Genomic DNA, 25,187 nt, shown 5'->3' with positions numbered 1-25,187 from the left:
AGCGACAGAGTGATCTGGCTATTAATGAAAACAGAATGATGTACTTGAATGCACGTATCATGGGATTAATGTAAATATGGAACACTCAATCCAGCGCCGAGTTCAGCCAAATTATCTTGTTGATCAAGTTTTACAGATCCTGCAAAAAGCTTTGGAAAATGATGAGTTACAAGCAGGCGACAAGCTGCCATCAGAAACCAGCCTAGCCAAGCAATACGGCGTTAGTCGGTCAACAATTCGTGAAGCTCTAAGGGTTTTGTCTCATTTGGGGCTGGTTGAAACATGGGCCGGTAAAGGTAGCTTTGTTGTAAAAACAAAAGCTCCTGATTTAATTACGTCAGATACTATGAATCTGGATCTTATCAAAGAGATCTACGAGTTTAGGTACAATATTGAAGCGGAAGCTGCTGAAAAGGCGGCTTTATATAGAACAGAAGATCAATTGTCGTCCATGAAGAGTATGCTATCTAAAACTAAAGCATCATTCATTGCAGGCAACATGGATGAAACTGTTATACAAGACACAGATTTTCATATTTCTATTTTAAAAGCAGCAGGTTGCAACTTTGCGGTGTCGCTTTATGAAAGTCATCGAGACGTTATAGAGCAAGCCGCCAAGTCTGTTATCGCTATGCCTGGGTCAGTTGCTTCTGAGCATATGTTGTCAAGTATTTCGGCTGTGCATGATGATTTATTAAGCGCGATTGAGGTGCAGGATGCCCATGCGGCTCTTGTAGTAGTGCGTCGTGATCAGCGTGAAGTAAGTGCTTGGTTGAAAATGAAAGAACGCGAACAGACTACCTCCTGATCAGCTGTTCACTGCACTTAATCATTAATTTGATAGTTTTGTAGTTATTGGAAATTCATTGACAAAACCCATAAACCTGTCAGACTGCCAGACAAATAAAGCAAATGGATGAATAGATGATCAAACGAAAAGATTATTTTAATGAATGGGAGCCTACGCAAAAACAGCTAGGCTATAGTCAGGCAGTAAAGGTTGGTGACACACTTTATATTGCAGGCTCCGCTGCCCTTGATCCAGATTTTGTACCAATGCACGTTGGTGATTTCGGGGCACAGCTCACCACAGTTTACGAAAAACTTAAAGAAACGCTTGAGCATCATGAGATGACAGCATCGAGCGTTGTTAAGGAAGTTATGTATGCGACCGACATGTCAAAGCTTGTTGATTGCATGGCCATTCGTAAAAGCTTCTATGGAGATGGCCCTTTTCCGGCGGCGACAGGTGTTGAGGTAACACAGCTTTTTCACCCTGATCTAATGATCGAAATCGAAATGGTCGCTATTGCCGACACAAAATAATAGCCAAAACAATTAATAAAATAATGAAGAGATACTACTATGCCATATGAAAACCCTGTAAATACTTCACATCAGCGCATCAAAAAACGCATTCTCGGACCTCAAGTTCCTTTTGAAGGGGATAATGGGCTTTATACTCAGTCTTGGTTTCCCATCTGCATGTCTTCAGAAATTGAGACCGGAGCTGTTAAAGGATACCCTTTTTTGGGTGGCAAAGTGATTGTCTTTCGGGGGGGTGATGGTATTGCCCGTGTAACGACTGCTTACTGTGCCCATTTGGGGTCAGATTTATCACTTGGTTGTGTAAAAGATAATGGGGTTCAGTGTCCCTACCATTTCTGGGAATTTGATGGCGGAACGGGTGCATGCATTAAAACAGGTGTGGGTGATGTGCCGCCTCGAAATGCGGGGATTTATTCTTTCCCTGTCTGTGAAAAGCATGGTTTGATTTGGGCTTTTAATGGTGATGAACCGCTTTTCGATATTCCTGACTGGCCAATGCCAGAGAGTGATTTGGTGGTTGATACCCAGCCGTTTCCGGTGCATATGCCTATTGATCCATGGATTATTTGTGCCCAGACACCTGATATTCAGCATGTCATATTGCTGCATAAGTTTGAGCTGATCGGCCCTAACCCTGCCTCGGATGTTGAATGGACTGACTATACCATGTTCTATGATCTGCATGGGATTGCCCAGGGGCGGGAAATGAATATTCGCGCGGGCCTAGTTGGCAGTTCCATATTTTTCCAGACAGGGACACTCGATGGTCGCTGGTTTGGCTTTTTAACAGCGATGGGCCTTCCTGCACCATCTACCACAAGTCTTTTTTCGGTTTTTGCGGCTGAAAAGGCGAGCGGTGATGAAGATGATGTGCGGGCATTCATAGAAGATGCGCGTAACCATGAGATTGCTATCGCATCAGAAGATGCTGACATCGCGGCATCTATTAAGTTTAAGGTTGGTGCCTTGACAAAAGCTGACGCAACTCTTGGTAAGTTTTTTGAGAAAATGCGTAAGTTCCCTCGGGCAAACCCAGCGGCAGACTTCTTAAGTTAAAAGAAAAAGCCTCGTCTGTGTGGTCAGGCGAGGTTTCTCTCTATTTTATGTACGAACAGGAATACCTATGACAACCACCGACCCTTATGCAATCGATAGCCTTGAAAAGCTGAGAACTATATACGGCGAACCCAGCCCTTTAGTGACAAAGTCAAAGCTGGATTTTCTGCACGATCATATGATTGATTTTATCCGTTATTGTCCCATCGTTGCCCTTGCTTCTGAAACAGAAGATGGGCTGGACGCTTCCCCGCGTGGTGGGGAGCCAGGCTTTGTTAAAGTGTTGGATCGAAAGACTGTGGCAATCGGGGATTGGCCCGGTAATAACAAGTTAGAGAGTATCACCAATATTATTCGCACGGGCCGGTGTGGCATTTTATTTCTTGTACCGAAGCAAGATGTTTTTTTCCGTATTAACGGTCCCGCAAGTGTGACACAGGACCCAGACGTTCTGAAAAAGCTTGTTGAGCACAATAAGGAACCAAAGGCTGCCATTAAAGTGACGGTGAATGAGGCTTATTTCCACTGCGGTAAGGCATTCCGGCGCTCTGGCCTATGGAAACCTGAAGGCTGGACAGATTCTTCAGCTTTCCCAATGGTAGGTAAAGTACTGAAAGACCTAACAGATATTGCTGAATATTCACCAGAACAACTTGAAGGTCTTTATCAACACGGCCTTAAGGAAGAATTATACTAATTGATAGGTACGAAAGATATGGCACAGAAGCCTCTGGTTGTTTTGATACATGGTGCTTGGCTTGGTGGATACAGCTGGCATAAAATTGTATCTGCCTTGTCGCGTAACGGATTTCCAGTGTTGGCACCTAGCCTGGAGATGACAGCGGCAGCAGGACTTCAGGCGCATGTGCATCAAGTGTGGGAAGCTGTTGAAGCTTCTGGCGCTGACAGTCTTGTGTTCATTGGTCACAGCTATGGTGCTGTTGTAGCCTCAGAAGTTGCTGCAAGGTGTAAGGGAGCAGAGAAGAAGCTCGTTGTTCTTGATGGGTTTATTGCAGAAGCAGGTAAATCTATTTTTGAAAGTTATCCTGAGGCGGAGGAGATATTTTCATCATTGATTACAGCAGAGCAGCCGGACTTTATTCAGGTGCTGCCTGCAGATATGCTTGGCCTGTCTGAAGGGGCAGAGCAAGACTGGTTGAAGGCTGAAATGTGTCCTATGCCAGTGAAAGGCTTTGCCGAAGTAGCACTTTATGGCTGTAGTACGATGAGGGATAAATACTATATTCGTTTCAACCAGTTCCCATTCTTTGCCGCAACACTTGATCATGCCGAAACAATAGGTTGGAATACGGCAGAGATTGATGTGCCGCACATGGCTATTTTAACGCATGCGGATGCCGTGATTGAGAAACTGTTGAGTATTATATAAATCTCATTTTAACGTTATTTTTGTGTATGTGTAGAGCTATTAATAAGCATAAATCACCGCGTAAAAGCGCCCAACTACCTGCTGGTATTTGGGCGCTAGGGTTCGTTAGCATGTTTATGGATATTTCATCTGGTATGGTCCAAAGCTTGCTACCTCTGTTTCTTGTGTCCTCGTTGGGTGTTAGCGCATTGGGCGTGGGGCTTATTGATGGTTTGGCGCATGCTGTAGCTTTGGGATTAAAGGTTTTTTCTGGCGTTATTAGTGATTATACGGGCAAGAGAAAACTCCTTGCCGTTTTTGGCTATGCCTTAGGAGCATTCAGTAAGCCTTTCTTTGCTGTGTCTGGTTCAGCTCTAGAGATACTTTCAGCTAGAATTTTGGACAGGGTAGGCAAAGGGCTGCGTAGTGCACCGCGCGACGCTCTAGTGGCGGATATTGCGCCTGCTACTATGCGGGGTGCAGCATATGGTTTGAGACAGGCAATTGATGCATTTGGTGCCTTTATAGGGCCGCTTATTGCTATTGCCCTGATGTTCTTATGGGCAAATGATTACCGTGCTGTTTTCTGGTGTGCGACTATCCCGGGTGTACTTGCTGTTCTTTTACTGGTGGTCGGGGTGAAAGAGCCGAAGTCTCAGAAAAAAAGTGTCAGGACCAACCCTCTTACCAAAAAGAATATCAAGCGATTGGGCGCACCGTTTTATACCGTGATATTGGTGAGTAGTCTTTTTGCGTTGTCGCGGTTTAGTGAAGCTTTCCTAGTTTTACGTGCTGTGGAAACAGGTGTCTCACCAGCGTTAGTGCCTTTGGTGATGGTAATTATGAATTTGATGTACGCAATGGCATCCTATCCTTTTGGCAGTCTATCGGATCGGTTTTCAGGCTCTATGCTGTTGGCTTTTGGGCTTACTATCCTAGCACTTGCACATAGCATACTCGCATCTGCTGATGTTTGGTTTGTCTTTATGGTGGGGGTTATGCTGTGGGGTGTGCATATGGGTGTGACACAAGGATTACTTGCTAAAATGGTGGCGGATAGCGCGCCTGAGGATATACGAGGAACGGCCTTTGGTTTCTTTAATTTTTCACAGGGAATCGCCTTTCTAATAGCGAATATCCTTGCTGGGTATATGTGGGATCAGCACGGATCCGCCGTAACATTTTATATTGGTATATGTTTTAGCCTCATTGCTTGTACAACAGTTATTGGTATGGCTTACCGCAGTAAAATGTAGCACTCATACGGTTTTCGTCTATTCATAAAAGGGTTTGGATCTTTATCGTTTTGAAAATCATTTATAGCCGGGAGCGATATGAATGATTTTTTCATATCAAGTAGCGGTGCAGTATATCTTTTAGGGGTATGATCTTTCTAAAATGCCAAAGGTTGTTGCTCATAGGCTCACTTCACAAGATAATAATGAGCCGAATTTCCCTTTACCATACATATAGCTGGCGCCAGAAACATCTTCCTAAAACCCCATTCAATCATTAGGGTGTGACCTCAATTCAAAGTCTTGCCTTTTTTGACTGTTTTGTGGTTCAAGGCTCCCAAACAGGGAGTTTTAGATCGTATCAGGTTTAATAATGTAAATAAGTTCAGCTGAGATCGTACATTTTGCAATTGAAATGGATTGCATGGATGTGAGTTACCGATTTTGATGTTGGTTGCGAAGCAAACAACAAAATCATGAGGTAACTCACATGTTAAATTCTAATGATCGTATCGTTAAACACAAGCTTGGACTTCTCAATCTGGCAGAAGAACTGGGCAATGTATCACGGGCCTGCAAAGTCATGGGCGTGAGCCGAGATACATTCTACCGCTATAAGGAAGCTGCCGAGGATGGCGGTGTGGACGCGCTGTTGGACAAGAACAGGCGTGTTCCCAATCTGAAGAACAGGGTTGATGATGCAACAGAACAAACTGTCGTTTGTTATGCTGTAGACTACCCAGCCCACGGTCAGGTACGGGTCGGCAATGAACTCAGGAAGCAAGGCGTCTTTATCAGCCCCAGCGGTGTACGCTCTGTCTGGCTGCGTCATGGCCTTGCCAACTTCAAAGGCCGATTGAAAGCCCTTGAAGCCAAAGTGGCCGAAGCACAGGTCCAGGCGCTAGAACGCAAGAAGCTGGACGATGAAGTATCTGGTGAGATTGAGACACACCACCCAGGGTATCTGGGATCACAGGACATTTTCTATGTTGGCACCATGAAAGGGGTGGGTCGCATTTACCAGCAAACCTATGTGGATACATATTCCAAGGTGGCTCATGCCAAGCTCTACAGCACCAAAACACCAATCACAGCGGCTGATCTGTTGAATGACAAGGTGCTACCCTTCATGGAGGACAATGACCTGCCTGTTCTGCGTATCCTCACTGATCGGGGCACTGAGTATTGTGGCAGACCCGAGACCCATGATTATCAGCTCTATTTGGCTGTGAACCAGATTGACCATACCAAAACCAAGGTCAAATCACCCCAGACAAACGGCATCTATGAAAGGTTCCACAGAACCATCCTTGATGAGTTCTACCGGATCACATTCCGCAAAAAGCTCTATGAAACAATCCAACAACTACAGGAGGACTTGGATGATTGGATAAATTACTATAACACTGAACGCACCCATCAGGGTAAAATGTGCAATGGACGAACCCCAATGCAGACGCTCCTTGATGATAAACAAAAATGGTTGGAAAAAGCGCTAAGCCAAACCTAACCTGACAATGACCAACTCAAAGTCGGTAACTGTCAGATCAAGTCTGAACTATTACAAACTGACGATGGCAGGGCATTTGCAATAAAAATGATAGACAGAGGTAAGATGTTTAGGATGACTCCCGTGGGTTACTGTGAATAACCAGGATATAATCCCTCTCCCGCGTATATTGGTTTTATAAGATGGCTAGCTGGTTGAATGGTTCGTATTTTACTGTGGATCATTTTCATTCGCTTGATGGGTGAGTTTGCGCCACCATACCGCCAGTTTCCTTGTTAGTTTTGGTAGCATTGTCTTTAGTAACCTTGAGAATTATTGTTTTCTAGTTAAATGGTAGCGAAACCGTGGAATATATTGTTTCTTTTTCTATAGACTTCTTATCGAGGCCGTTAACGCCCGGTGATCCCCACGTACCCAAGCGCTTCGTCTTCACGTAAAGGTATCTCATCAAAGCAGGCATGGTGTCTGGCTGGACAGTTAGCGTCCGGAGATTTCCCTTAAGCGGCTTTTTTCAGCTCATTTTCGCTGAAGTTCCAGGGTAACAGCTCATTGATCCGGTTTATCGGGTGCTCTGCAATGGTATCGAACACCCACGTCAGGTATGCTTGGGGGTTAATGCCATTGAGTTTGGCCGTTTCCAGAAGTGTATAAGCGGCAGCGGCGCGTTCCCCGCCTTTGTCTGAACCATAGAACAGGAAGTTTTTTCGTCCAAGCGCGATAGGACGCACGCAACGCTCCGCCGGGTTATTCTCAAGTGATAATCTGCCGTCAGTGAGATAAACCGCCAGCCGAATCAATCTGGTGATGGCATGGCGGATGTAGACCTTGAGAAGGTGGGTATCACCGGGCGTTTACTCGAGGCCATTCTTTTTGGTGGCCTCAAAAGTCAAAAAAACTTCAATGTTTCCTCCTGCTGTTTCGAGTTTAATATGGGACACAAATGGTACACATATTGGGACATAAATGGTATTATATTTTTTATAACTAATTGTTTATATTATATTATATTTATTTATACGAATCCTTCCCGGTGCACCACTTACTTCCCTTCCTATTATTAAATCTATATTTTCTCGCTCAGTGTCTTTGGTTGTAAATGATCATGACATTGTTGATTGGGCAGGTCGCATGTGGCGAAGTGTTTTGGCTTACAGTGCCAATATGCGGTAAAACAGGACAGCTATATCCTAGTGTCACGAGGGTGTTTTCGATAAAGGCGGGTTTTATAAATCGATTTAGGTGATTTATGAAACCGAAACATCCAATTTCACAACCTTAAAATAGTATCGTATCAGGACTAATTCTAAATCATAGGAGGAACTCTTGATGCTGAAGCATACATTGTCCGCGATCGCCATTATGGCAGTTGGACTATCTTCGGTCGCACCAGCGGGGGCTGTTGTTGCCGACGACAAACAGATTACGAATGAATTTTGGTGGCCAAACAGGCTGGATTTGACGCCGCTTCGTCAGAACTCGCCAGTATCAAACCCTATGGGGGCAAATTTTGACTATGCCAAAGAGTTTGAGAGCCTTGATCTTAAGGCTGTTAAGCAGGATATTGAGGCACTGTTAACAACCTCTCAGGATTGGTGGCCGGCCGATTACGGTAATTATGGGCCTTTTTTCATCCGAATGGCTTGGCACAGTGCCGGTACGTACCGTGTGATAGATGGCCGAGGTGGCTCAGATGGTGGCATGCAGCGTTTTGCACCGCTTAACAGCTGGCCAGATAATGCAAATCTGGATAAGGCGCGACAGTTGCTGTGGCCTATAAAACAAAAGTACGGTCATAAACTATCATGGGGTGACCTGATGGTTTTGGCTGGTACTGTAGCGATGGAGTCGATGGGCTTTAAAACGCTGGGCTTTGCCGGGGGGCGTGTAGATGAATGGAAGCCTGAGGAGGTTTACTGGGGGCCTGAAGGGCAGTGGCTTGGTAGTGCACGCCATACTGGGGACAGAAAACTTAAAGGGCCACTTGCCGCGACCCGCATGGGGCTGATTTATGTGAATCCGGAGGGGCCTAATGGTAATCCTGATCCGCTGTTAGCTGCCAAGGACATTCGTGAGACCTTTGGCCGTATGGCTATGAATGATGAAGAAACTGTCGCACTTATTGCTGGAGGTCATACATTTGGTAAAGCACATGGTGCAGCCAGTGCCGCCAAGCATGTTGATCGCGAACCTGAGGCTGCTGGCCTTGAAGAACAAGGTCTTGGTTGGAAAAACAGGTATAAAAGCGGTAAAGGGGCAGATACAATCACGAGTGGACTAGAGGGTGCATGGACTGTAAGCCCAGCTGAGTGGACCCATAACTATCTTCAAAATCTGTACATGTTTGATTGGGTGCAAACAGAGAGTCCAGCGGGAGCTATTCAGTGGGTACCTTCAGATGAAAATGCATCAGAACTTGTGCCTGATGCATATGATGAGACAAAAAGACATGCACCCATTATGTTCACAACTGATTTGGCGCTAAAATTTGATCCAGCTTACAAGGTAATTTCGGAGCGTTTTCTCGAAAATCCGGAAGAATTTGAATATGCCTTTGCAAAAGCATGGTTCAAACTAACACACCGTGATATGGGGCCTCGCTCTCGTTATCTCGGTTCTTTAGCGCCAAAAGAAGAATTTCTTTGGCAAGACCCTGTTCCAGCTGTTGATTATAAACTGGTTAACACCAAGGACATTGGCGCACTCAAAGCAAAAATTCTTGCCTCTGGCTTGACTGTGCCTGAACTCGTTCGAACTGCTTGGGCAGCAGCATCCAGTTTCCGGGGTACAGATATGCGAGGTGGGGCAAACGGCGCTCGCATTCGTTTAGCACCTCAGAAAGATTGGGAAGCCAATAATCCGGCTGAATTATCTAAAGTGTTGGCTGTGCTGGAAGGGATTCAGAAGGATTTCAACCGTGCACAAATTGGCGGCAAAAAAGTATCACTTGCTGATATTATTGTGCTGGGTGGTGTAGCAGCGATAGAGCAGGCCGCCAAGAAAGCTGGTCATGATATTAAAGTTTCGTTCCAGCCTGGTCGTACAGATGCGACAGAAGAGCAAACAGACGTAAGCGCTTTTGAGGTTCTTGAACCAACAGCAGATGGTTTCCGGAATTATTTTGACACTGGGAACACACGGTCACCAGCGGAAATGCTTATTGAAAAGGCAGCTACACTGAATTTGTCTGTTCCGGAAATGACTGTTCTTGTAGGTGGTATGCGTGTCCTTGGTGCAAATACAGGTCAAGCCAAGCACGGCGTTTTCACGGATAGGCCGGGTACGTTGAGCAACGACTTTTTTACAAACCTTTTGGATATGTCGACGCAGTGGCAGAAAGCACCTGCAACAGAGGGTGTATATGAAGGGCATGACCGAGGGACTGGTGCTTTGAAGTGGACAGCCACTCCTGTGGACCTGGTTTTTGGTTCTAATTCAGAACTACGGGCCATTTCTGAAGTGTACGCGACATCCGATGCGAAAGAAGCATTTGTACAAGATTTTGTTGCTGCATGGACCAAAGTGATGACCTTGGATCGGTTTGATCTCTAAAGTTATTTAAGGGGTATAGGGTAACCTTTACCCTGCAACGAAAATAAGAGAAGCGGTGACATAGACTCATATGTTGCCGCTTCTTGTATAACAGGCTGATATATATAAAAGTTCCGCATATATTGCTTGAATATTCAAGTAATTATTGGCTATAGGTATATATAACTACTTAAAGGTCTGCATGGGGTTAAAGCCCATGCAAAACCCGCATACGCGTATGGTAGCGTAGTTGGGAAGGATAGCTTGTATGTTTAGTGTATATACGTTTCAAAAATGGTATGGGTTTTGAGAAAAATAGTTATCGTTGGCGCTGGTGCAATGGGCTGCCTGTTCGCTGCACGTCTTGTTGAAGGCGGGCACGATGTTACGCTGGTAGATGTGGATGAAAGCCGTTTGGCGGTTCTTGGCCGTGATGGGATCACTTTAAGTGATGATCAGGGAAAGCGCAGTGTGCCTGTAAAGGCCATGGTTGCGCCAAAAGTTATCGGCCCTATTGACCTTGTTCTATTATTTACCAAAGGCATGCATAGCGCTGATGCCGTAAGGTCTGTTGCGCATTTGGCAAACGGTAAAACATTTGTGCTTACGTTGCAAAATGGTTTGGGCAATGCGGACATTATCGCCGCAGTATTTGACCCCAACCAGATTCTGATGGGGGTCACTGATGTTCCCGCAGATTTGACACTACCTGCAACTGTATCTTCACATGGGCATGGTCATATCTGGATTGGTAACTACGTGGGGGAAGCTGCTTTCTGTGACAGCCTAAGGGCAGTTGAAAGTGCGTTCAATCACTCTAATTTGGCAACGGAAATTGTATCTGATATTCGCGTACCCATTTGGGAGAAAGTTGCGTTTAACGCGGCGCTTAACCCTTTGGCAACAATATTACAGGTCAGTGCTGGCAGGTTAAGTGTGCAGCCGGCCCGCAGTATAATCAGCGCAATCCTGACTGAAGTGGTTGTGACTGCAAAGGCGCACGGTGTTACCCTTGATCAAGCAAGCATTATAGATAAAGTGAATTTTGCCCTTGCGAACCAAAAAGACCATAAGCCCTCTATGCTGCAAGACAGAATTGCTGGTAGAGCTACCGAGATTGAATTCATCAACGGGGCAATAGCACGCGCGGCACAGGAAAAGGGTATTGCTGTACCTGTCACTGAAACGCTCGCCAACTTAATCAGAGTGATGGAAAACCGCGAATAAGAAGTCTACTAGGCTATGAGCGCTGCGATAGTTCAGCAAAGGGTTTAAGCCCGCTTTTAATAATAATTGCAGCAGAAAATGCTGCCAGCCCACAAACAATGGCAACAGAATAGCCAACGCTTGCTTCGTTCTGGAAAACATAATCGGTGATTAAGGCAATTAATGTGGTGCCCACTGCAAGGCCGATCAGATTATTAACAAAAAGAAATATGGCAGAGACTTGGGCGCGCATATGGGGCGGCGCGGCCAGTTGCATGGCTGTTGCTGATGTTGCAAGAGGGAAAGACGCAAAGAAAAGTGCAATAGCAATCACTATAATTGTAACGGTTAGTGACGGCATGAGGCAGAAAAGAACTGCGGGCAGGAGCAAGCCAATCGCCCCGATCATGCCTGCGCGCATAGAGGCGTCCTTGTACCCCTTTTTTTCAAAATAATCAGTGAGCAACCCACTGGCCAGCACGCCGCCGACATTGGCTACAAGGAAAATAGGACCCAGTATCAAGCCGATTTCACCAGGTTTGAGACCGTAATTACGACCTAAAAAGGCGGGTAACCAAGTCATAAGGCCAAAGAGCGCAAGGGCACAGAGGGTAAAGCCACCGTAGATGGCAAAGAAGCATTTCCCGTTAGCGCGAATGAATTTAAGGGTTTGCCCGAAGCTGGCTTTCTCTATTTTTATACCAGCCGCAGATCTGGTCGGGTCTGTAACTGTTAGCCCGAACAATATTGCGAGTAACATGCCGGGAAAACCAACTATCAGAAATGTCACTTGCCACGGTTGCATGTTGCCAAACACTGGAACAGCAACGACATCCATACTGCCTACAGCTGCAATAACAGCACCCCCAATAAGGAAGGATAGGCCGCCGCCGATGAAGTTACCGATCGAGTAAACAGCGAGGGCGCGGCCTAGTTTGTCTTTGGAAAACATATCTGTGATCATAGAGTAAGCCGCAGGTGACAGGGCTGCTTCCCCGACACCTAAGCCCACTCTTGCGGCAAATAACTGCCAGAAGCTTCTGCCAATCCCGGTGGTGACTGTTGCCATGCTCCACAGGAATACCCCAGCAGAAATGATAAGGGGGCGGGACCTAGTATCAGCAAGGCGTGCGATCGGAATACCCATTGTTGCGTAGAAAAGCGAAAAGGCTAAACCATGCAACAGGCTAAACTGCGTATCTGATATTTGCAGGTCTTCTTTTATTGGTTCTATTAGTATCGCAAGTAACTGCCGATCTATTGAAGAGAAAATATAGGCAATCATACATAACAGCACGACATACCAAGCATAAGGGCTAGATTTTTTTTGCTCTTCAGACACGTTATTTCCTATATGTTTTGGGCAGTATTACGTAGCGTTTCATCATTTAGCTTTGGCAAAATCAGCAACTTTAGGCATGAGCTGCATATGTTGTAAAAGGCCTGCAAACTCACTCATGCGCTTTTCACGGTACGCACTGACATCCATATTGCTATAATCGTAAAAGCCTTTGCCGTCGCTAATGCCTTTGCGGTTATTGTGCATGTTATCACGGATAATATCAGGCACTTTATATCGGTCTTTGTCGATATTTTTCGAAAGATAGTCTGACGCATAATAGAGAATATCGCCGCCGCCCCAGTCGATAAATTCCAGCATGCCCAATATTGCGTATCGGGTGCCAAATCCAAGCCGAATGGCGGTATCAATATCGGCGGCGCTGGCTGCACCTTCTTCAACAAGGCGGGCAGCTTCGTTCATGGCAAGGGCCTGAATGCGCGGCACGATATAGCCGGGTGTAGGACCACACACAACGGGGCTTTTGCCAATGGATTTCAGATTGCTGCGCAGTGCGGTGATTGTAGCATCAGAGGTTAATTTGCCTTTGCTGATCTCAACGAGAGGCATTAAATGTGCGGGGTTGAGCCAGTGTGCATTTGCAAACCGTTCCGGATGGCTGATAAGCTCTGCCAGATCATCAACAAGGAAAGTTGATGTGGTTGAGGCGATAATGACCTCTGGCGCGATATGCTCTGACATCCACTGGAATGCGGCCTCTTTGGCATCTCTATGTTCTGGTACGCCTTCATAGACAATATCAAAGTCTATTGTGTTGAGCACTGCACTGTCACTGGCATAAAGGGTGATATTCGACATGATTTGGCTGATAGCGCCCTCTGCTATAATGCCGAGGCGGGCTAAAAACCCCAAGTCTAACGTAAGTTCTTTTTCCAGGTTTTCACGCATTTCTAGGCGCTGTTGAGGCGTGCGGCCTTTTATGTCGATGAGGCAAACCTCAGCACCGGCAAGCGCGTAGGATATGGCAATCCCGCGGCCCATACGGCCGGCGCCTAAGGCCCCGACCATCATTTTTTTTGTCGGCATTTACAGGCCTTCTTTCATTAAGGAGTGCATCTGGTCTTTAGTGAGGGATGTTAGGCCCAGCCCATCTAATGTGCGGCCTTCTGCATAGAAATTCTTGCCATTTATAGCGCCTCCAATAGCCAAAAAGCCTTCGGTTAGCGGCATAGGGACACCAGCCCACCGGCCAACTGAGGCAAAGAAGGAGAGGCCTATTCTAGTGTCCTCAAACATATAGCGGTGGGATGTTAGTTCGATCTTTTCACGCCAATCGCCAGAGTCTGTGAGTGTGTCATGGGCGCCGCGTCCATACATCCATTCATCCCCCTCAGATGCATAGTGATCAGCTAGGGGAAAGTGCGGTGCACCGTAGCCAAGTGCTTCACGGACTGCCATTCTTTCTGCGTCCAAAGCGTCAGTTGTGCGCCGAATAGAAGGTTGCGTGCCTTCGTTATGAATGTCCCAGCTTTCAAAATGCTCTAAAGCGCCTGCATTCATCATAATAAGCGGTGGGTGAATAATCGGGCCAGCATTCATTAGCGCCCCTGAAAGGGCGTCTTGACATGGCTCAATTGCCGGATATACCTCTTGGAGCTTGGCGCGTGCAGCGGTATCATTTTTAGAAGGAATAAACCCTGTTGGCAGGCGTTTGCCGTATCCAGAAATAACCACATAATTGGGGCCGTGCTTACGGGCAAGGTAGGGTAATGTGCCGGTTTCACCAAAAGTGACATCAGCCATATTGCCAGCGTCACGCGCCGCTTTCAAAAACATAAAACTTCCAAACGTGCCTGGCGGCAGGAATACAACCTGCCCATCTTCCCATAGGTTTGCACATTCTTTAGCAAGGGATTGGTGTGTTAGGGCTGGAAGCGGAATAACAATCACTTCCGCGCTTTTTATGGCATCTACCAGTGAAGTGGTTGGCTTTGCTATGTGGATGTCACGCTCGCCTTTATGGTCTTTAACGCGGATAATACCACTCTCAATAACGGGCTGTAATTTTTCAGCATCTCGCCGCCAGAACCGCACACTATGGCCGTTTTCTGATAATTCTGCGGCTGCAGCATAGCAGCCATGACCGCCACCCAAGACAGCTATTTCCATGGTCAAAATCCTCTAAAAATTACTATTTCATACACACCGAAACTAAGGGACTTTGATATTGCGGCGCTATACGTAATCGGAACTAGCTAGGTATTACCGGCACTGAATTGCCATTATAGCTTATATTGTTTTTCAGAGGTTTCAGGCTTTAGCAAACGCTGGGTTTACCCTGAAGTATTGTTCTATCTTGCAGTGGGATCAGGTTAATGACCACGAAGTGTCTCTGATGGTGTGCAGCCATATAATTCTTTGTAATAGCTTGCAAACCGCCCAAAATTATAAATGCCTACATCCAGCATCAAATTACTTACTGTCTCGTTTTTCTGTGCATTTTGAAGCGCTGTATGCAGTTTTTTCAATCGTATTTGGCGTACATATTCAGCAGGTGGCATGCCCAAAAATTCCCGAAAACCATTTTGCAAGCAGCGCACACTGACCCCAACCTGAGCCGCCAGATCACCAATAACAATGTGTTGGTCAACGGATTCTTCAATGAGAATTGTTGCACGGCGTACGTGGCGCGGTAAGGGGGTGCTACACCCCATAGAAAGCATATGTGAGTAGTTGTGCTGCTGGTTGCTTAACAGCATTTCAATCATGGTGTCGAAATATTGGTCAGACAGCCTGCTGTTGGCAAGAAGTTCGCCAGCATTTTCAATTTGACGAAAGAAATGTAGTATAAAATCTTTCCACATAAGTGCAAAAGCCGGGTTAGTGTGCTCGACGCCTGCAAATTCTAGGGGGGTGCGTGGTTTAGACCCAATAAGCTTTTGTAAATAATTATCAACCAGCTCTTTTGGTAGGCGCACTGTAAAATGCTGGCTATTGGCTTCTTTGAAAAATAGAAGCTCCTGCCCCGGCGATGATACATGTACGGTGGAAGGGTTAATCTTAATGACTCGGTCACCTTTTTTCACCCAGCTTGCGCCGCTTAGGGCAGTGTGAACCAGATAACAGTCTCCAAGTCGGGCGGGGTGAATGAATACGTCACGATCATAGGAAAGCCCGCAGATCATAACATCGTTTATCGTTGCTGACCGCATGGATAAACTGACCATGTTGCCTGGCTTGATCCGCATTTGATGTGGGGCAAGATGGTTTGTTATATAGTCAACAATTTCGTCTTTTCTTGCTGACTGAAAGTGCTTGATAAGCGATCCAGCAGGAGGGCTACTGGTTAATGTATCAATTATAGACCCGTGCATACCAACTCCTAAAATAAGTTCGATTGCCCCAAGAAACTTTTCGAATACAAAAAGATTACAGCAATAACTTGAATAATCAAGTAAGTTTTAAATTGGCATATTTGGGGTATTTTGCCGGTAATGGGCGATAGTTTCGCGTGCTGCATAGACGGTAATCAACTCACCAAGATAGCTATTAAAACTATGGTAACTCCAATTTATCTCGTGAGGGCATGTAATGCACAACAATGTAATTTCCGACATTAAGGACCAGCGCACACTGACGAGCGCGGCGACACAGAGTTTTTTGAGCAAGCCGCTTAAAATGCTAATTGGCGGGGCTTGGGAAGACTCTGTATCTGGCGATTGCCTTGATGTTGTTGATCCTGCCTCCGGCATTTCTTTGAATGCTGTGCCTAAAGGTAACGCTGCTGATATTGACCGTGCGGTCTTGTCGGCAAGGAAAGCATTTGAAGGGGCATGGAAACAGACTTTGCCCGTGCACCGCGAGAAGCTATTATTAAAGCTGGCTGATTTACTTGAGCAAAAGGCAGATGAGTTTGCTGAGCTTGAAACGCTGGATGCCGGCAAATTGCTTACAATGTCTCGGTACGGTGACGTTGAAATTGCTATTAATTCGATTCGCTATATGGCGGGATGGGCAACGAAAATAGAGGGCACAACCATATCGCCGTCATTCCCGTATGTTCCCGGTGTTCGGTTTTCGGCAAGCACACGAAGAGAGCCTATTGGTGTGGTTGGGCAGATCATACCTTGGAACTTCCCGCTCGTTATGGCGGTGTGGAAAATAGCACCCGCATTGGCTGCGGGCTGTACCGTTGTTTTAAAGCCTGCAGAGGATACACCTTTATCGGCCCTGCGTTTGGGCGAGCTTATTATGGAAGCAGGCTTTCCTGAGGGTGTGGTTAATATCGTTACAGGTGGCGGTGATGTTGGCGCTGCTTTGGTTGAGCATCCTGATGTCGATAAAATTGCCTTTACCGGGTCAACTGAAGTTGGGCAGGAAATCCAGAGAAGAGCGGCAAAAACAATGAAACGCCTGTCGCTTGAGCTAGGCGGCAAGTCACCCGTTATAATCCTCAAGGATGCTGATATTGCTTCAGCCGTTCGCGGTGCAGCTGAAGCCGTATTCTTTAATAATGGGCAAGTGTGTACAGCAGGTTCGAGACTATTTGTCGAACGGCCTATCTATGATGCTGTTCTCGAAGGGTTGGCCGAGGTAGCCGATGGATTTAAACTTGGATCAGGCTTTAACGCTGATACGCAGATGGGGCCGCTTATTTCTGCGAAACAACAAGAACGTGTTAATCGTTATATTGAGCTTGGCAAAAGTGAAGGCGGGCGCCTTATTGCTGGTGGTAATGCGGTAGAGGGCAATGGCTTTTTTGTCAGGCCAACCGTTTTTGCTGATACACAGTCTAACATGGCCATTCGAAGAGAAGAAATCTTTGGTCCGGTTCTCTCTGCTTCTGCTTTTGATGATGTGTCTGAGGCTATTGATCAGGCGAATGCTACGCCGTACGGTTTGGGCGCTAGTGTCTGGACAAATAACCTGTCACTTTGCAACCAGATAACGCCTGCAATCAAAGCAGGAACCGTGTGGATAAATTGCCATAATCTTTTGGACCCAGCCGTTCCGTTCGGTGGCTATAAAATGTCTGGTTACGGTAAGGAGCTGGGGCGTTCGCCTGTCGATTTATACACAGAATCCAAATCGATCACTACGGCCTTGGTTTAGGCAGGTAGTGCAGATGCCCCGTCATGGCCAATTGTGAGGGAATGGTCATGACCGCAACCTGCATTCACTGCGTAGAAAGGGTAACGCGTGCCGATACTGGATTGAAGAGGTCACACAACTAACATTACGATCTGTACAATAAAAATATTCTCAGGGAGTTAACAATGACTGATTTATCATTAGATGTCGTTAAGAGTGTAAAAAATAAGCTGTCTATGTCTGTGGCAACCGGCATCATGGTGATGTCGCTTGCGAGTGCGGCTCAGTCCCAATCTACACAAGAGGCTGAAAAATCTACATATGTTGGGTTTGAAGAGATTGTCGTGACTGCCCGTAAACGGGAAGAAAATCTTCAGGATACGCCTATTTCCATTTCAGCTTTTTCTGGGGCCTCATTAGAGGCGCGCGGTATTTCTGAAGTAACAGGCATTGCTAACTTTACGCCTAATATTGTGTTTCAAAGTGTTCCTTCTAATAGCGGTGTTGCATCCAGCGCTTCCATTTACATTCGCGGTATTGGCCAAAATGACTTTGCCCCAACGGTAGAGCCAGGTGTGGGTATGTATATTGACGGCGTGTACCTTGGCCGGTCAGTTGGTGGTGTATTTGACCTGATTGACATTGAACGCATAGAGGTTCTACGCGGCCCGCAAGGTACGTTGTTTGGTCGTAACACTATTGGCGGTGCTGTATCTATCACAACTGAAAAGCCGACTAGAGAGTTTGGTTTCAAGGGTGATGTAAAGTACGGCACAGATAATTTGTTCAATGTTCGCGGTGTTCTCAATATGCCGGTGAGTGATAATGCCGGCGTGAAGATTTCCGGCGGTTATTTCAGTCAGGACGGTTATGTTAGCCGGCCTTTTGACGATCAGGATTTGGGAAACAAGGAATCGTACACCTTTAAGGGGGTGTTTAATGCCGATATTACACCTGATCTGGAAGTTACGCTGGCGGCCGATTATTTTCGCGATAAAAGCAATGGACCAGCAGTTCTAATTACCGGGGTTGGCGATCTTGAGGGTTTTGTTGCTCTGCAAAATGCCCTTGCCGCAACGGGTGCTCCGCCTCCAGGTTTTGGTGGGCCGGGTGATGCTTCACTATGCTTGACCGAAGCATATTTGAATACGCCAGGTTGTTATAATAGCCGCTATTTCGGCGATGATACCAACTATGGTACTGGTCCGAATTTTTCAGATATTGAAACATGGTCCCTTGCCGGAACACTGGTTTGGCAACTGGGTGCTGTTGAGTTAAAATCGGTTACAGCTTACCGCGAAATTAATGGCTCTTTTGCGCAGGACCGTGATGGCTCAGACCTGTTAATCAACCATGTTTATGATATTTTCAATCAACGGCAGTTTTCTCAGGAGTTGCAACTTCAAGGTTCGGCAGTTGATGGCCGCTTGCATTGGCTTGCAGGCCTCTATTATTTCACAGAAGATGGTGCTGATATTAACCCGATTGATTTCGCACCCGTCAGTATTCAAAGTGGCGGTAACTTTGATTATGAAAGCTGGGCGGCATTTACCCAAATGACATTCGATGTTACTGAAAAATTGTCCATAACTGGTGGCCTGCGTTACACTAAGGACCAGAAAGACTATACGCCAGATCAGTATTTTGAAGAGCTACCTCTTGGCCAGATATTCACATGCTTTATCCCGAATGAGCATCTCTGCGACATAGGGGACAGGGTCGTTCCCAATGAAGTTGTTAGCTCGGATAGTAGTGCATGGACGCCAATGGTAAACGTGTCCTATAAATGGAATGAAGACTTAATGACGTATGCGACGTATTCGCAAGGCTATAAAAGCGGTGGCTTTACGCAGAGGGTTTTCCCACCAGAGCCTAGCCTGCCTTCTTTTGCGCCAGAAAATGTAGACAGTTATGAAGTGGGTCTTAAATGGACATCACCTGACCGTCTATTCCGGCTTAATTTGGCTGGGTTCTTTACAGACTATTCAGACTTGCAGCTGCTTGTAGCAGATGGCACACGGATTGGGCCTTTCTATACCAATGCAGGTAAAGCAGAAATTAAAGGCTTTGAAGCTGAATTAACTATGGTACCCGGTGCAGGTTGGCAAATCAATGCAACAGCAGGTTTGACAGATGCTGAATATACGCAGCTAGATGATAGTGTTCAGGGGCTGACTTTGGAGAATGAGTTTGTACTTGTGCCTAAGTGGAACTTAAGTGGCGGCATTGAGAAACACATCAACCTTGATAACGATTCCTCTTTAACATCAAGGGTCGATATTACGTATAAGTCTGGCATATATACCAACGCAAATGGCATCAGCAGTGACAGACTGTATCAACCCTCCTATGCCCTTATTAATGCAAGTGTTCGGTGGGATATCTCAGAGCAATTTAATGTAATTGCAGGTGTAGAAAACCTGACCAACAAGAAATTCCGTACCTTCGGTGATTACCAGCCTGGTTTCGGGTTCTATATGGAAGGGTTTGATCGTGGTCGTGAAGTGTATATCAAGACTGGGGTAGAGTTTTAGTCCCCGCGTTTAAACAATATTAACGGCAGCATGCTTACGGACGCTGCATTCTGTAACGAAGGTAAAGAGAAAAGGCGTATAAACACATGAACTATCAATATCCATGTTGGCTAGGCGCCCGTATCTTTTTAACTTCTATACTACTTGTCATTTCCGCCTGTTCGCCAGGCGGAAATGATGGTGACCAAGACTGGGCCATGTATGGCCGTGATGCAGGGGAGCAACGCTTTGCTACTCTGGACCAAATTAATGCAGGCAATGTCGACCAACTAGGTGTTGCTTGGTATGCTGATATTGAAGCGCGTTCGCTGCGCGGTGTTGAAGCAACGCCGATTGTTGTTGGTGGTGTCATGTATGTTAGCGGCCCGTGGAGCGTTGTCATGGCGGTTAATGCCGAGACAGGCGAACAGCTTTGGGCATTCGACCCTGAAGTCCCCGGTGCCACGACACGCAAGGTATGCTGCGACGTTGTTAATAGGGGTGTGGCCGTTTCAAACGGTAAGGTTCTAGTGGCGACGCTTGATGGTCGTTTGATTGCGCTTGATGCACAGTCAGGTGAGGTGGCATGGAGCGTGGTTACTGTTGACCAGACTAAAAGCTATTCCATCACCGGGGCCCCGCGTGTTGTTGGCGACCTTGTTATTATAGGCAATAGCGGTGCCGAATATGGTGTGCGAGGGTTTGTCACTGCTTATCAGGTTAGTAATGGTAAGCAGGCATGGCGGTTTTATACTGTACCGGGCAACCCTGCTGACGGTTTTGAAAATGAGGCGATGGCTAAGGCTGCTGAAACCTGGAATGGTGAATGGTGGAAATATGGCGGTGGTGGCACTGTATGGGATTCCATGGCCTATGACCCGGATCTAGACCTATTATATATTGGTGTTGGCAATGGTAGCCCGTGGAATGTTTCCATCAGAAGCCCGGGTGGCGGCGATAATCTATACCTGTCATCAATTGTGGCATTACGGCCCAAAACAGGCGAATATGTTTGGCATTTCCAAACGACGCCCGGTGATCAGTGGGACTATACCGCAACCCAGCATATGATTCTTGCCGACATCAAGGTTGATGGGCAGCGCAGAAAAGTGATTATGCAGGCCCCGAAAAATGGCTTCTTTTATGTGTTGGACCGGGAAACTGGAGAATTTATTTCGGGTAAGGAATATGTGCCTATGACATGGGCAAAGGGGCTGGACCCGAAAACAGGCAGGCCTAATATTGTTCCTGAAGCCCTATATAGTAATACGGCTGACGCAGAGCCTTATCTGGGCATGCCGTCCCCCGCAGGCGGGCATGGCTGGCAGCCTATGAGCTATAACCCTGAAACGGGGTTGGTATATTTCCCGGTGACAGAATTGCCTTATGGTTATACGGCACTTAATGCAGATGATTTTGAGTTCCGCTCCAAAGGCTGGAATACAGGTGAAGACCCATCCAAGTTTTCAATGCCGGAAGACCCTGAAATTAGAAAACAAATTCGCTCTATGATGAAAGGCAAACTTGTTGCCTGGGATCCTGTTGAGCAGAAACAGGTTTGGTCGGTTCCTATGATCGTGCCGTGGAATGGCGGTACGCTCAGTACATCTGGCGGATTGGTTTTTCAAGGTAATGGTGTTGGCTATATTGCAGCTTACAGCGCTGAAACAGGTGAAAAGCTTTGGTCTCATTATGTATCAACTGGTGTTGTTGCGCCTCCGATCAGCTATTCGATAAAAGGCACGCAGTATATCTCTGTTGCCGTTGGCTGGGGTGGAATATTGCCTATAAATATGGGTGAGCCGCTTAAAAAGGGTATCCCGCCACGCGTGAACCGGGTTGTTACTTTTAAACTAGGCGGTACGGCAGTAATGGAAGGTGTTGAGGCTGATCCACTAGACCTTGATCCACCGGCTGCAACAGCATCCGAAAGCGTGGTTAATGCAGGACGTGTACTATATCATACTAACTGTTGGATGTGTCACGGCGATAGCGCGGTTAATAATGGCGGCGTTCCTAACCTGCGATATTCACCGGTTATCGCGCATGCGGACATGTTTAAAGCGTTTGTCCTTGGCGGTGCCGCCGAAGAAAGTGGAATGCCTAATTTCAGCGGTGAGGTCACACCGGAGCAGTTGGAAGCCATTCGGGCCTATGTGATAAAAAGAGCGAACGATCTTAAAGAAAACCCGGATATGCCGTAATATTTTCCTCTAAGGAGTATGGGGCGCAAATGCATTTTTTTGCGCTGCGGCAAGTGTCTTGAGGGGCGAGATCATACTGTTTTGCGGTGGCTACCATACAAAATCTTAGATAAAGTCGTGATTGTCTGTATCAAATATGGCGGGTAGTTCTGTTGGCAGGTGCAAATAGATGGATGTGCCTTTTCCAAGTGTACTTTCTACCTTTATTTCAGCGCCCATAGTGCGGATGAGGCGAAAGGTGATGGCGAGCCCCAGGCCTGTCCCTTGATAAGAGCGCACATAAGACGTTTCTGCCTGCACAAAAGGTTCGCCCAGTTTGTTGAGTGTTGAGGCAGGAATACCGCAGCCTGTATCGGTAATCACGAGGGTGCAACGCTTTCGCTGTGTTTCTTCGTGCATGCTAATGATGACATCGGTGCCGGGGTCTGAAAATTTCAGTGCATTACTAATAAGATTAAGCAGTATTTGGTGCAGAAAAAGCTGGTCTACCCATACAGTAATAGCACGCTTTGGTTTTATGATTTCTGCGGTTACCTGATGGCGTTGTTCATCAATTTTCAGGATACGCATAACTGCTTGAATTTCCTGTACCAGATCAACGGTCTTCATGTTTGCCCGGTGTTGGTCGGAATCAATTTTATTTACAAGCAGCATGTTATTGACCAGTTCAAGCAAGTGATTGCCGCTGGTGTGAATGTCGGTAATATATTCTTTGTAAACGGGTGTGCCGATTGGCCCCATTGTTTCGAGCCGAACTAGATCAGAAAAGCCGATAATAGCGTTAAGCGGGGTTCTGAGCTCATGGCTCATGTTGGCGAGAAACAAATTTTTAGCCTTGTTTGATTCTTCCGTTGCCATCACCTTTGCCCGGCTTTCATAAAGCGCTCGACGGGAAGATGAGATCGAAAAGGCATGGGAAGCCAGTAGTGCATAGCGTTCTGCTGTTGCTATATCTTGCCAGTTAAAAAGCTCAGCGCCTGTATCTCTTAGTAATACCAGTATTCCATAGCTGTTTTGCTCTTTTAGCGGCATATAAAGGGCGGGCTTTTCAAGCGATAAGGTAAGGTTTGGTGCCTCTATCCACTCTTTTAGGCCTGCATGGGAAAAGACCGAGGAAACCTTGCCAGCCATTATCTTTTTGAAAAAAGGGCCGTTTTGAAATTCTGTGCCTACAAGAGTTGAGGGGTCAGCAATGGTGCATATTAATGTACCACCATGGGTTGCTACCAGCACCATGGCTTGATCAAAGCTAAAAACGTGGCGTAAGGATTTAAAAACACTATCAAACGGGTTTTGGTCATCTTCAATAGATAGTAAAGTTTCAAGCCCAAGCATTAGTTGCTCGCTTTGGGCTATTTGCTGGGTCAGTTTTTCATTTTCACGTTTGAGAATGGACAGGGCTTCAAGAAGCTCTTCTGTATATTTTTCTGTTTCAGGCATGGGCATATCCTTAACCACTAAATATAATGGCGGAAATCATAAGGTTCCCATGCACATTACATCCTGCAAATTGCCCCTGTTCCCCGAAGGTGAAGCAACCAATATGGGGAAGGCCTGCAAAATTATCGGCAATGTTATTGGCAACGCTTGGCATTTTACTATCCACAGCGATTTTGCATCCAGCACAGTAAGTCACAATCCCGCCAGCAAGGCCGCTATTGCTTTCTGGTAACTGGGAGATCGCCTCCCTCACAACATTGCCAGCGCGCTCAATAAGGAGGTCGGGGTTGCCTTCCATGAAATGGACGACAGTGCCTTCCGTAATTTCAGCAAACGTATGGAGTGCCCCTGCCTTAGAAATAGCATCTGGGTGAATAAGTAGATATTGAGGGATACCCATGATTTCCCCAGTTTTCACCGCGATCGGGTACAATGATGCAGTTTGTAGAATGCCGCCGCCGGTTTGAAGGGCGCTATCAAATATACCACCAGCCCAATTATTATAAACCTCTGCCGCTGGCTTGTTATCTATTTCCAGTATCTTTCGGCTTGCTGTTGTATGGGGTTTCTTTGCCGCAGTTTTAGTAACTGTTCCTGAAATTCCTGTGGGCTGATAGCCACCCTGAAAAGAAATCCCCACTTCCCCAGAGGGGAACAACACACCAATGGCCAGACCCTTTTGGGTAATGCCTGCAGGGCCTAATTGTTGCCAGTATCCTTCGACAGTATTGTCAGCAGAACTCCCCCCCATGATAGGGCAGTGGTCACCGATGATGGACCTGAGGCTGGTAATCACATCTTCCTCGCTGCCGGGTGCACCGTACACCCATACAAGCCTTGGAAGCTCGCCGTCACACCCTGCATTTTCAAGCGCTTTCAGAAGAGTAGCCTTGGCATTTACTGCAATATCACCTTCCAGATTACAGGATGCCGCGCCGTAGCAGCCATCAGGGTCTTCAATGACAAGAAAGCCTATTGAATATTCATCCAGTAGTTCGCCCGAGCATATGAGGCCAGTGTTTGATGTGCCACCCACAAATGGCACAGTGGGCCATGCCTTTTGTATGAATGTATGTATATGGTCACCGTGATGATGACAGCCATAAAAAGCGAATACAAAGCTGCCGTTTATGGGGGCAACATTTATTTTCTGTGCTATTGCAGCAAGAGCTTTGCTTGTCTCTTTATGCGAAGCAGCAAACGTATGCAGAGTAAGCATAAATAATAAGGCTTTCAATACACGGACTATCTGATGGACCTCTGTAAAGAGAATCTAAATTACAACCTACACACTGGTACAATAAAAAATTGTAAGTCTTCCCTCGCATACAGCCTATAAGCTAATTTTTATGGTAGCAAGCCTGTTTCAATCAGGTGGTATATACTAAATCTTAAACAATAGATGG

General features: G+C 46.4%; 18 protein-coding genes and 1 pseudogene. 12 read left to right on the top strand and 7 right to left on the bottom strand.

The genetic code is table 11. The features are described from left to right. Window positions 1-76 precede the first annotated feature (76 nt). The 7 genes from ICL80_RS17120 to ICL80_RS17090 all read left to right on the top strand — a co-directional run bounded on the left by ICL80_RS17120 (window position 77) and on the right by ICL80_RS17090 (window position 6,499). Window positions 77-808 carry a FadR/GntR family transcriptional regulator gene (locus tag ICL80_RS17120; protein ID WP_194213939.1) on the top strand — a complete coding sequence of 244 codons (732 nt, stop codon included), beginning with the start codon at window positions 77-79 and terminating at the stop codon, window positions 806-808. A gap of 116 nt (window positions 809-924) precedes the next feature. Further along, complete coding sequence (locus ICL80_RS17115; RefSeq protein WP_194213938.1) at window positions 925-1,326, top strand: RidA family protein; 402 nt, start codon at window positions 925-927, stop codon at window positions 1,324-1,326. A 39-nt stretch (window positions 1,327-1,365) separates the two neighbouring features. Next, on the top strand, window positions 1,366-2,385 hold the full coding sequence (locus ICL80_RS17110; RefSeq protein ID WP_194213937.1) for an aromatic ring-hydroxylating oxygenase subunit alpha: 1,020 nt from the start codon (window positions 1,366-1,368) through the stop codon (window positions 2,383-2,385). 67 nt (window positions 2,386-2,452) lie between these two features. After that, window positions 2,453-3,082 carry an MSMEG_1061 family FMN-dependent PPOX-type flavoprotein gene (locus tag ICL80_RS17105; protein WP_194213936.1) on the top strand — a complete coding sequence of 210 codons (630 nt, stop codon included), beginning with the start codon at window positions 2,453-2,455 and terminating at the stop codon, window positions 3,080-3,082. A gap of 18 nt (window positions 3,083-3,100) precedes the next feature. After that, window positions 3,101-3,775, top strand: a complete 675-nt coding sequence (locus ICL80_RS17100; protein ID WP_194213935.1) for an alpha/beta fold hydrolase — start codon at window positions 3,101-3,103, stop codon at window positions 3,773-3,775. A 110-nt stretch (window positions 3,776-3,885) separates the two neighbouring features. Then, a complete protein-coding gene (locus ICL80_RS17095; protein WP_265588786.1) occupies window positions 3,886-5,010 on the top strand; it encodes an MFS transporter in 1,125 nt (374 codons plus the stop codon). Between the two features lie 469 nt (window positions 5,011-5,479). Beyond that, window positions 5,480-6,499, top strand: coding sequence for an IS481 family transposase (locus ICL80_RS17090; protein WP_194213933.1), 1,020 nt, complete (start codon window positions 5,480-5,482; stop codon window positions 6,497-6,499). A 497-nt stretch (window positions 6,500-6,996) separates the two neighbouring features. Here ICL80_RS17090 and ICL80_RS17085 read toward each other — a convergent pair. Beyond that, window positions 6,997-7,317 (bottom strand): annotated as a pseudogene (locus tag ICL80_RS17085) (transposase domain-containing protein); the annotation flags it as partial. Between the two features lie 508 nt (window positions 7,318-7,825). Between ICL80_RS17085 and katG the strand changes: the two are divergent. Together katG and ICL80_RS17075 are read left to right on the top strand one after the other, a co-directional pair. After that, entirely contained in the window at window positions 7,826-10,048 is a 2,223-nt protein-coding gene (katG, locus tag ICL80_RS17080; protein WP_194213931.1) for a catalase/peroxidase HPI, read from the top strand. Between the two features lie 285 nt (window positions 10,049-10,333). After that, window positions 10,334-11,254, top strand: coding sequence for a ketopantoate reductase family protein (locus ICL80_RS17075; protein WP_228073643.1), 921 nt, complete (start codon window positions 10,334-10,336; stop codon window positions 11,252-11,254). A 13-nt stretch (window positions 11,255-11,267) separates the two neighbouring features. Here the strand turns inward: ICL80_RS17075 and ICL80_RS17070 are convergent, their stop codons facing one another. The 4 genes from ICL80_RS17070 to ICL80_RS17055 all read right to left on the bottom strand — a co-directional run bounded on the left by ICL80_RS17070 (window position 11,268) and on the right by ICL80_RS17055 (window position 15,907). Further along, window positions 11,268-12,575 carry a spinster family MFS transporter gene (locus ICL80_RS17070; protein ID WP_228073642.1) on the bottom strand — a complete coding sequence of 436 codons (1,308 nt, stop codon included), beginning with the start codon at window positions 12,573-12,575 and terminating at the stop codon, window positions 11,268-11,270. Between the two features lie 42 nt (window positions 12,576-12,617). Continuing rightward, window positions 12,618-13,619, bottom strand: a complete 1,002-nt coding sequence (locus ICL80_RS17065; RefSeq protein WP_194213929.1) for a 3-hydroxybutyryl-CoA dehydrogenase — start codon at window positions 13,617-13,619, stop codon at window positions 12,618-12,620. Then, on the bottom strand, window positions 13,620-14,702 hold the full coding sequence (locus tag ICL80_RS17060; RefSeq protein WP_194213928.1) for an NAD/NADP-dependent octopine/nopaline dehydrogenase family protein: 1,083 nt from the start codon (window positions 14,700-14,702) through the stop codon (window positions 13,620-13,622). Window positions 14,703-14,905: 203 nt separating this feature from the next. Continuing rightward, window positions 14,906-15,907 carry an AraC family transcriptional regulator gene (locus tag ICL80_RS17055; RefSeq protein WP_194213927.1) on the bottom strand — a complete coding sequence of 334 codons (1,002 nt, stop codon included), beginning with the start codon at window positions 15,905-15,907 and terminating at the stop codon, window positions 14,906-14,908. A 217-nt stretch (window positions 15,908-16,124) separates the two neighbouring features. Here ICL80_RS17055 and ICL80_RS17050 point away from each other — a divergent pair, with 217 nt between their 5' ends. From ICL80_RS17050 to ICL80_RS17040, 3 genes are all read left to right on the top strand, one after another. Beyond that, on the top strand, window positions 16,125-17,645 hold the full coding sequence (locus tag ICL80_RS17050; protein ID WP_194213926.1) for an aldehyde dehydrogenase family protein: 1,521 nt from the start codon (window positions 16,125-16,127) through the stop codon (window positions 17,643-17,645). 164 nt (window positions 17,646-17,809) lie between these two features. Further along, window positions 17,810-20,158: a TonB-dependent receptor gene (locus ICL80_RS17045; protein ID WP_228073641.1), complete on the top strand. Its 2,349-nt coding sequence runs from the start codon at window positions 17,810-17,812 to the stop codon at window positions 20,156-20,158. A gap of 86 nt (window positions 20,159-20,244) precedes the next feature. Next, window positions 20,245-22,341 carry a PQQ-dependent dehydrogenase, methanol/ethanol family gene (locus ICL80_RS17040; protein WP_194213925.1) on the top strand — a complete coding sequence of 699 codons (2,097 nt, stop codon included), beginning with the start codon at window positions 20,245-20,247 and terminating at the stop codon, window positions 22,339-22,341. Between the two features lie 105 nt (window positions 22,342-22,446). Here the strand turns inward: ICL80_RS17040 and ICL80_RS17035 are convergent, their stop codons facing one another. Then, entirely contained in the window at window positions 22,447-23,781 is a 1,335-nt protein-coding gene (locus ICL80_RS17035; protein ID WP_194213924.1) for a sensor histidine kinase, read from the bottom strand. Between the two features lie 10 nt (window positions 23,782-23,791). Further along, window positions 23,792-25,000: an FIST signal transduction protein gene (locus tag ICL80_RS17030; protein ID WP_194213923.1), complete on the bottom strand. Its 1,209-nt coding sequence runs from the start codon at window positions 24,998-25,000 to the stop codon at window positions 23,792-23,794. Window positions 25,001-25,187: the final 187 nt, after the last annotated feature.

Source organism: Kordiimonas pumila, from assembly GCF_015240255.1.
GTDB classification, from domain to species: Bacteria; Pseudomonadota; Alphaproteobacteria; order Sphingomonadales; family Kordiimonadaceae; genus Kordiimonas; species Kordiimonas pumila.
This window is presented reverse-complemented; position numbering and strand designations above follow the sequence as displayed.

Coding starts and splice junctions, on each gene's coding strand:
- ICL80_RS17120 (WP_194213939.1), top strand. CDS start 77: ATGGAACACTCAATCCAGCGCCGAGTTCAGCCAAATTATCTTGTTGAT.
- ICL80_RS17115 (WP_194213938.1), top strand. CDS start 925: ATGATCAAACGAAAAGATTATTTTAATGAATGGGAGCCTACGCAAAAA.
- ICL80_RS17110 (WP_194213937.1), top strand. CDS start 1,366: ATGCCATATGAAAACCCTGTAAATACTTCACATCAGCGCATCAAAAAA.
- ICL80_RS17105 (WP_194213936.1), top strand. CDS start 2,453: ATGACAACCACCGACCCTTATGCAATCGATAGCCTTGAAAAGCTGAGA.
- ICL80_RS17100 (WP_194213935.1), top strand. CDS start 3,101: ATGGCACAGAAGCCTCTGGTTGTTTTGATACATGGTGCTTGGCTTGGT.
- ICL80_RS17095 (WP_265588786.1), top strand. CDS start 3,886: ATGTTTATGGATATTTCATCTGGTATGGTCCAAAGCTTGCTACCTCTG.
- ICL80_RS17090 (WP_194213933.1), top strand. CDS start 5,480: ATGTTAAATTCTAATGATCGTATCGTTAAACACAAGCTTGGACTTCTC.
- katG (WP_194213931.1), top strand. CDS start 7,826: ATGCTGAAGCATACATTGTCCGCGATCGCCATTATGGCAGTTGGACTA.
- ICL80_RS17065 (WP_194213929.1), bottom strand. CDS start 13,619: ATGCCGACAAAAAAAATGATGGTCGGGGCCTTAGGCGCCGGCCGTATG.
- ICL80_RS17060 (WP_194213928.1), bottom strand. CDS start 14,702: ATGGAAATAGCTGTCTTGGGTGGCGGTCATGGCTGCTATGCTGCAGCC.
- ICL80_RS17055 (WP_194213927.1), bottom strand. CDS start 15,907: ATGCACGGGTCTATAATTGATACATTAACCAGTAGCCCTCCTGCTGGA.
- ICL80_RS17050 (WP_194213926.1), top strand. CDS start 16,125: ATGCACAACAATGTAATTTCCGACATTAAGGACCAGCGCACACTGACG.
- ICL80_RS17045 (WP_228073641.1), top strand. CDS start 17,810: ATGACTGATTTATCATTAGATGTCGTTAAGAGTGTAAAAAATAAGCTG.
- ICL80_RS17040 (WP_194213925.1), top strand. CDS start 20,245: ATGAACTATCAATATCCATGTTGGCTAGGCGCCCGTATCTTTTTAACT.
- ICL80_RS17035 (WP_194213924.1), bottom strand. CDS start 23,781: ATGCCTGAAACAGAAAAATATACAGAAGAGCTTCTTGAAGCCCTGTCC.
- ICL80_RS17030 (WP_194213923.1), bottom strand. CDS start 25,000: ATGCTTACTCTGCATACGTTTGCTGCTTCGCATAAAGAGACAAGCAAA.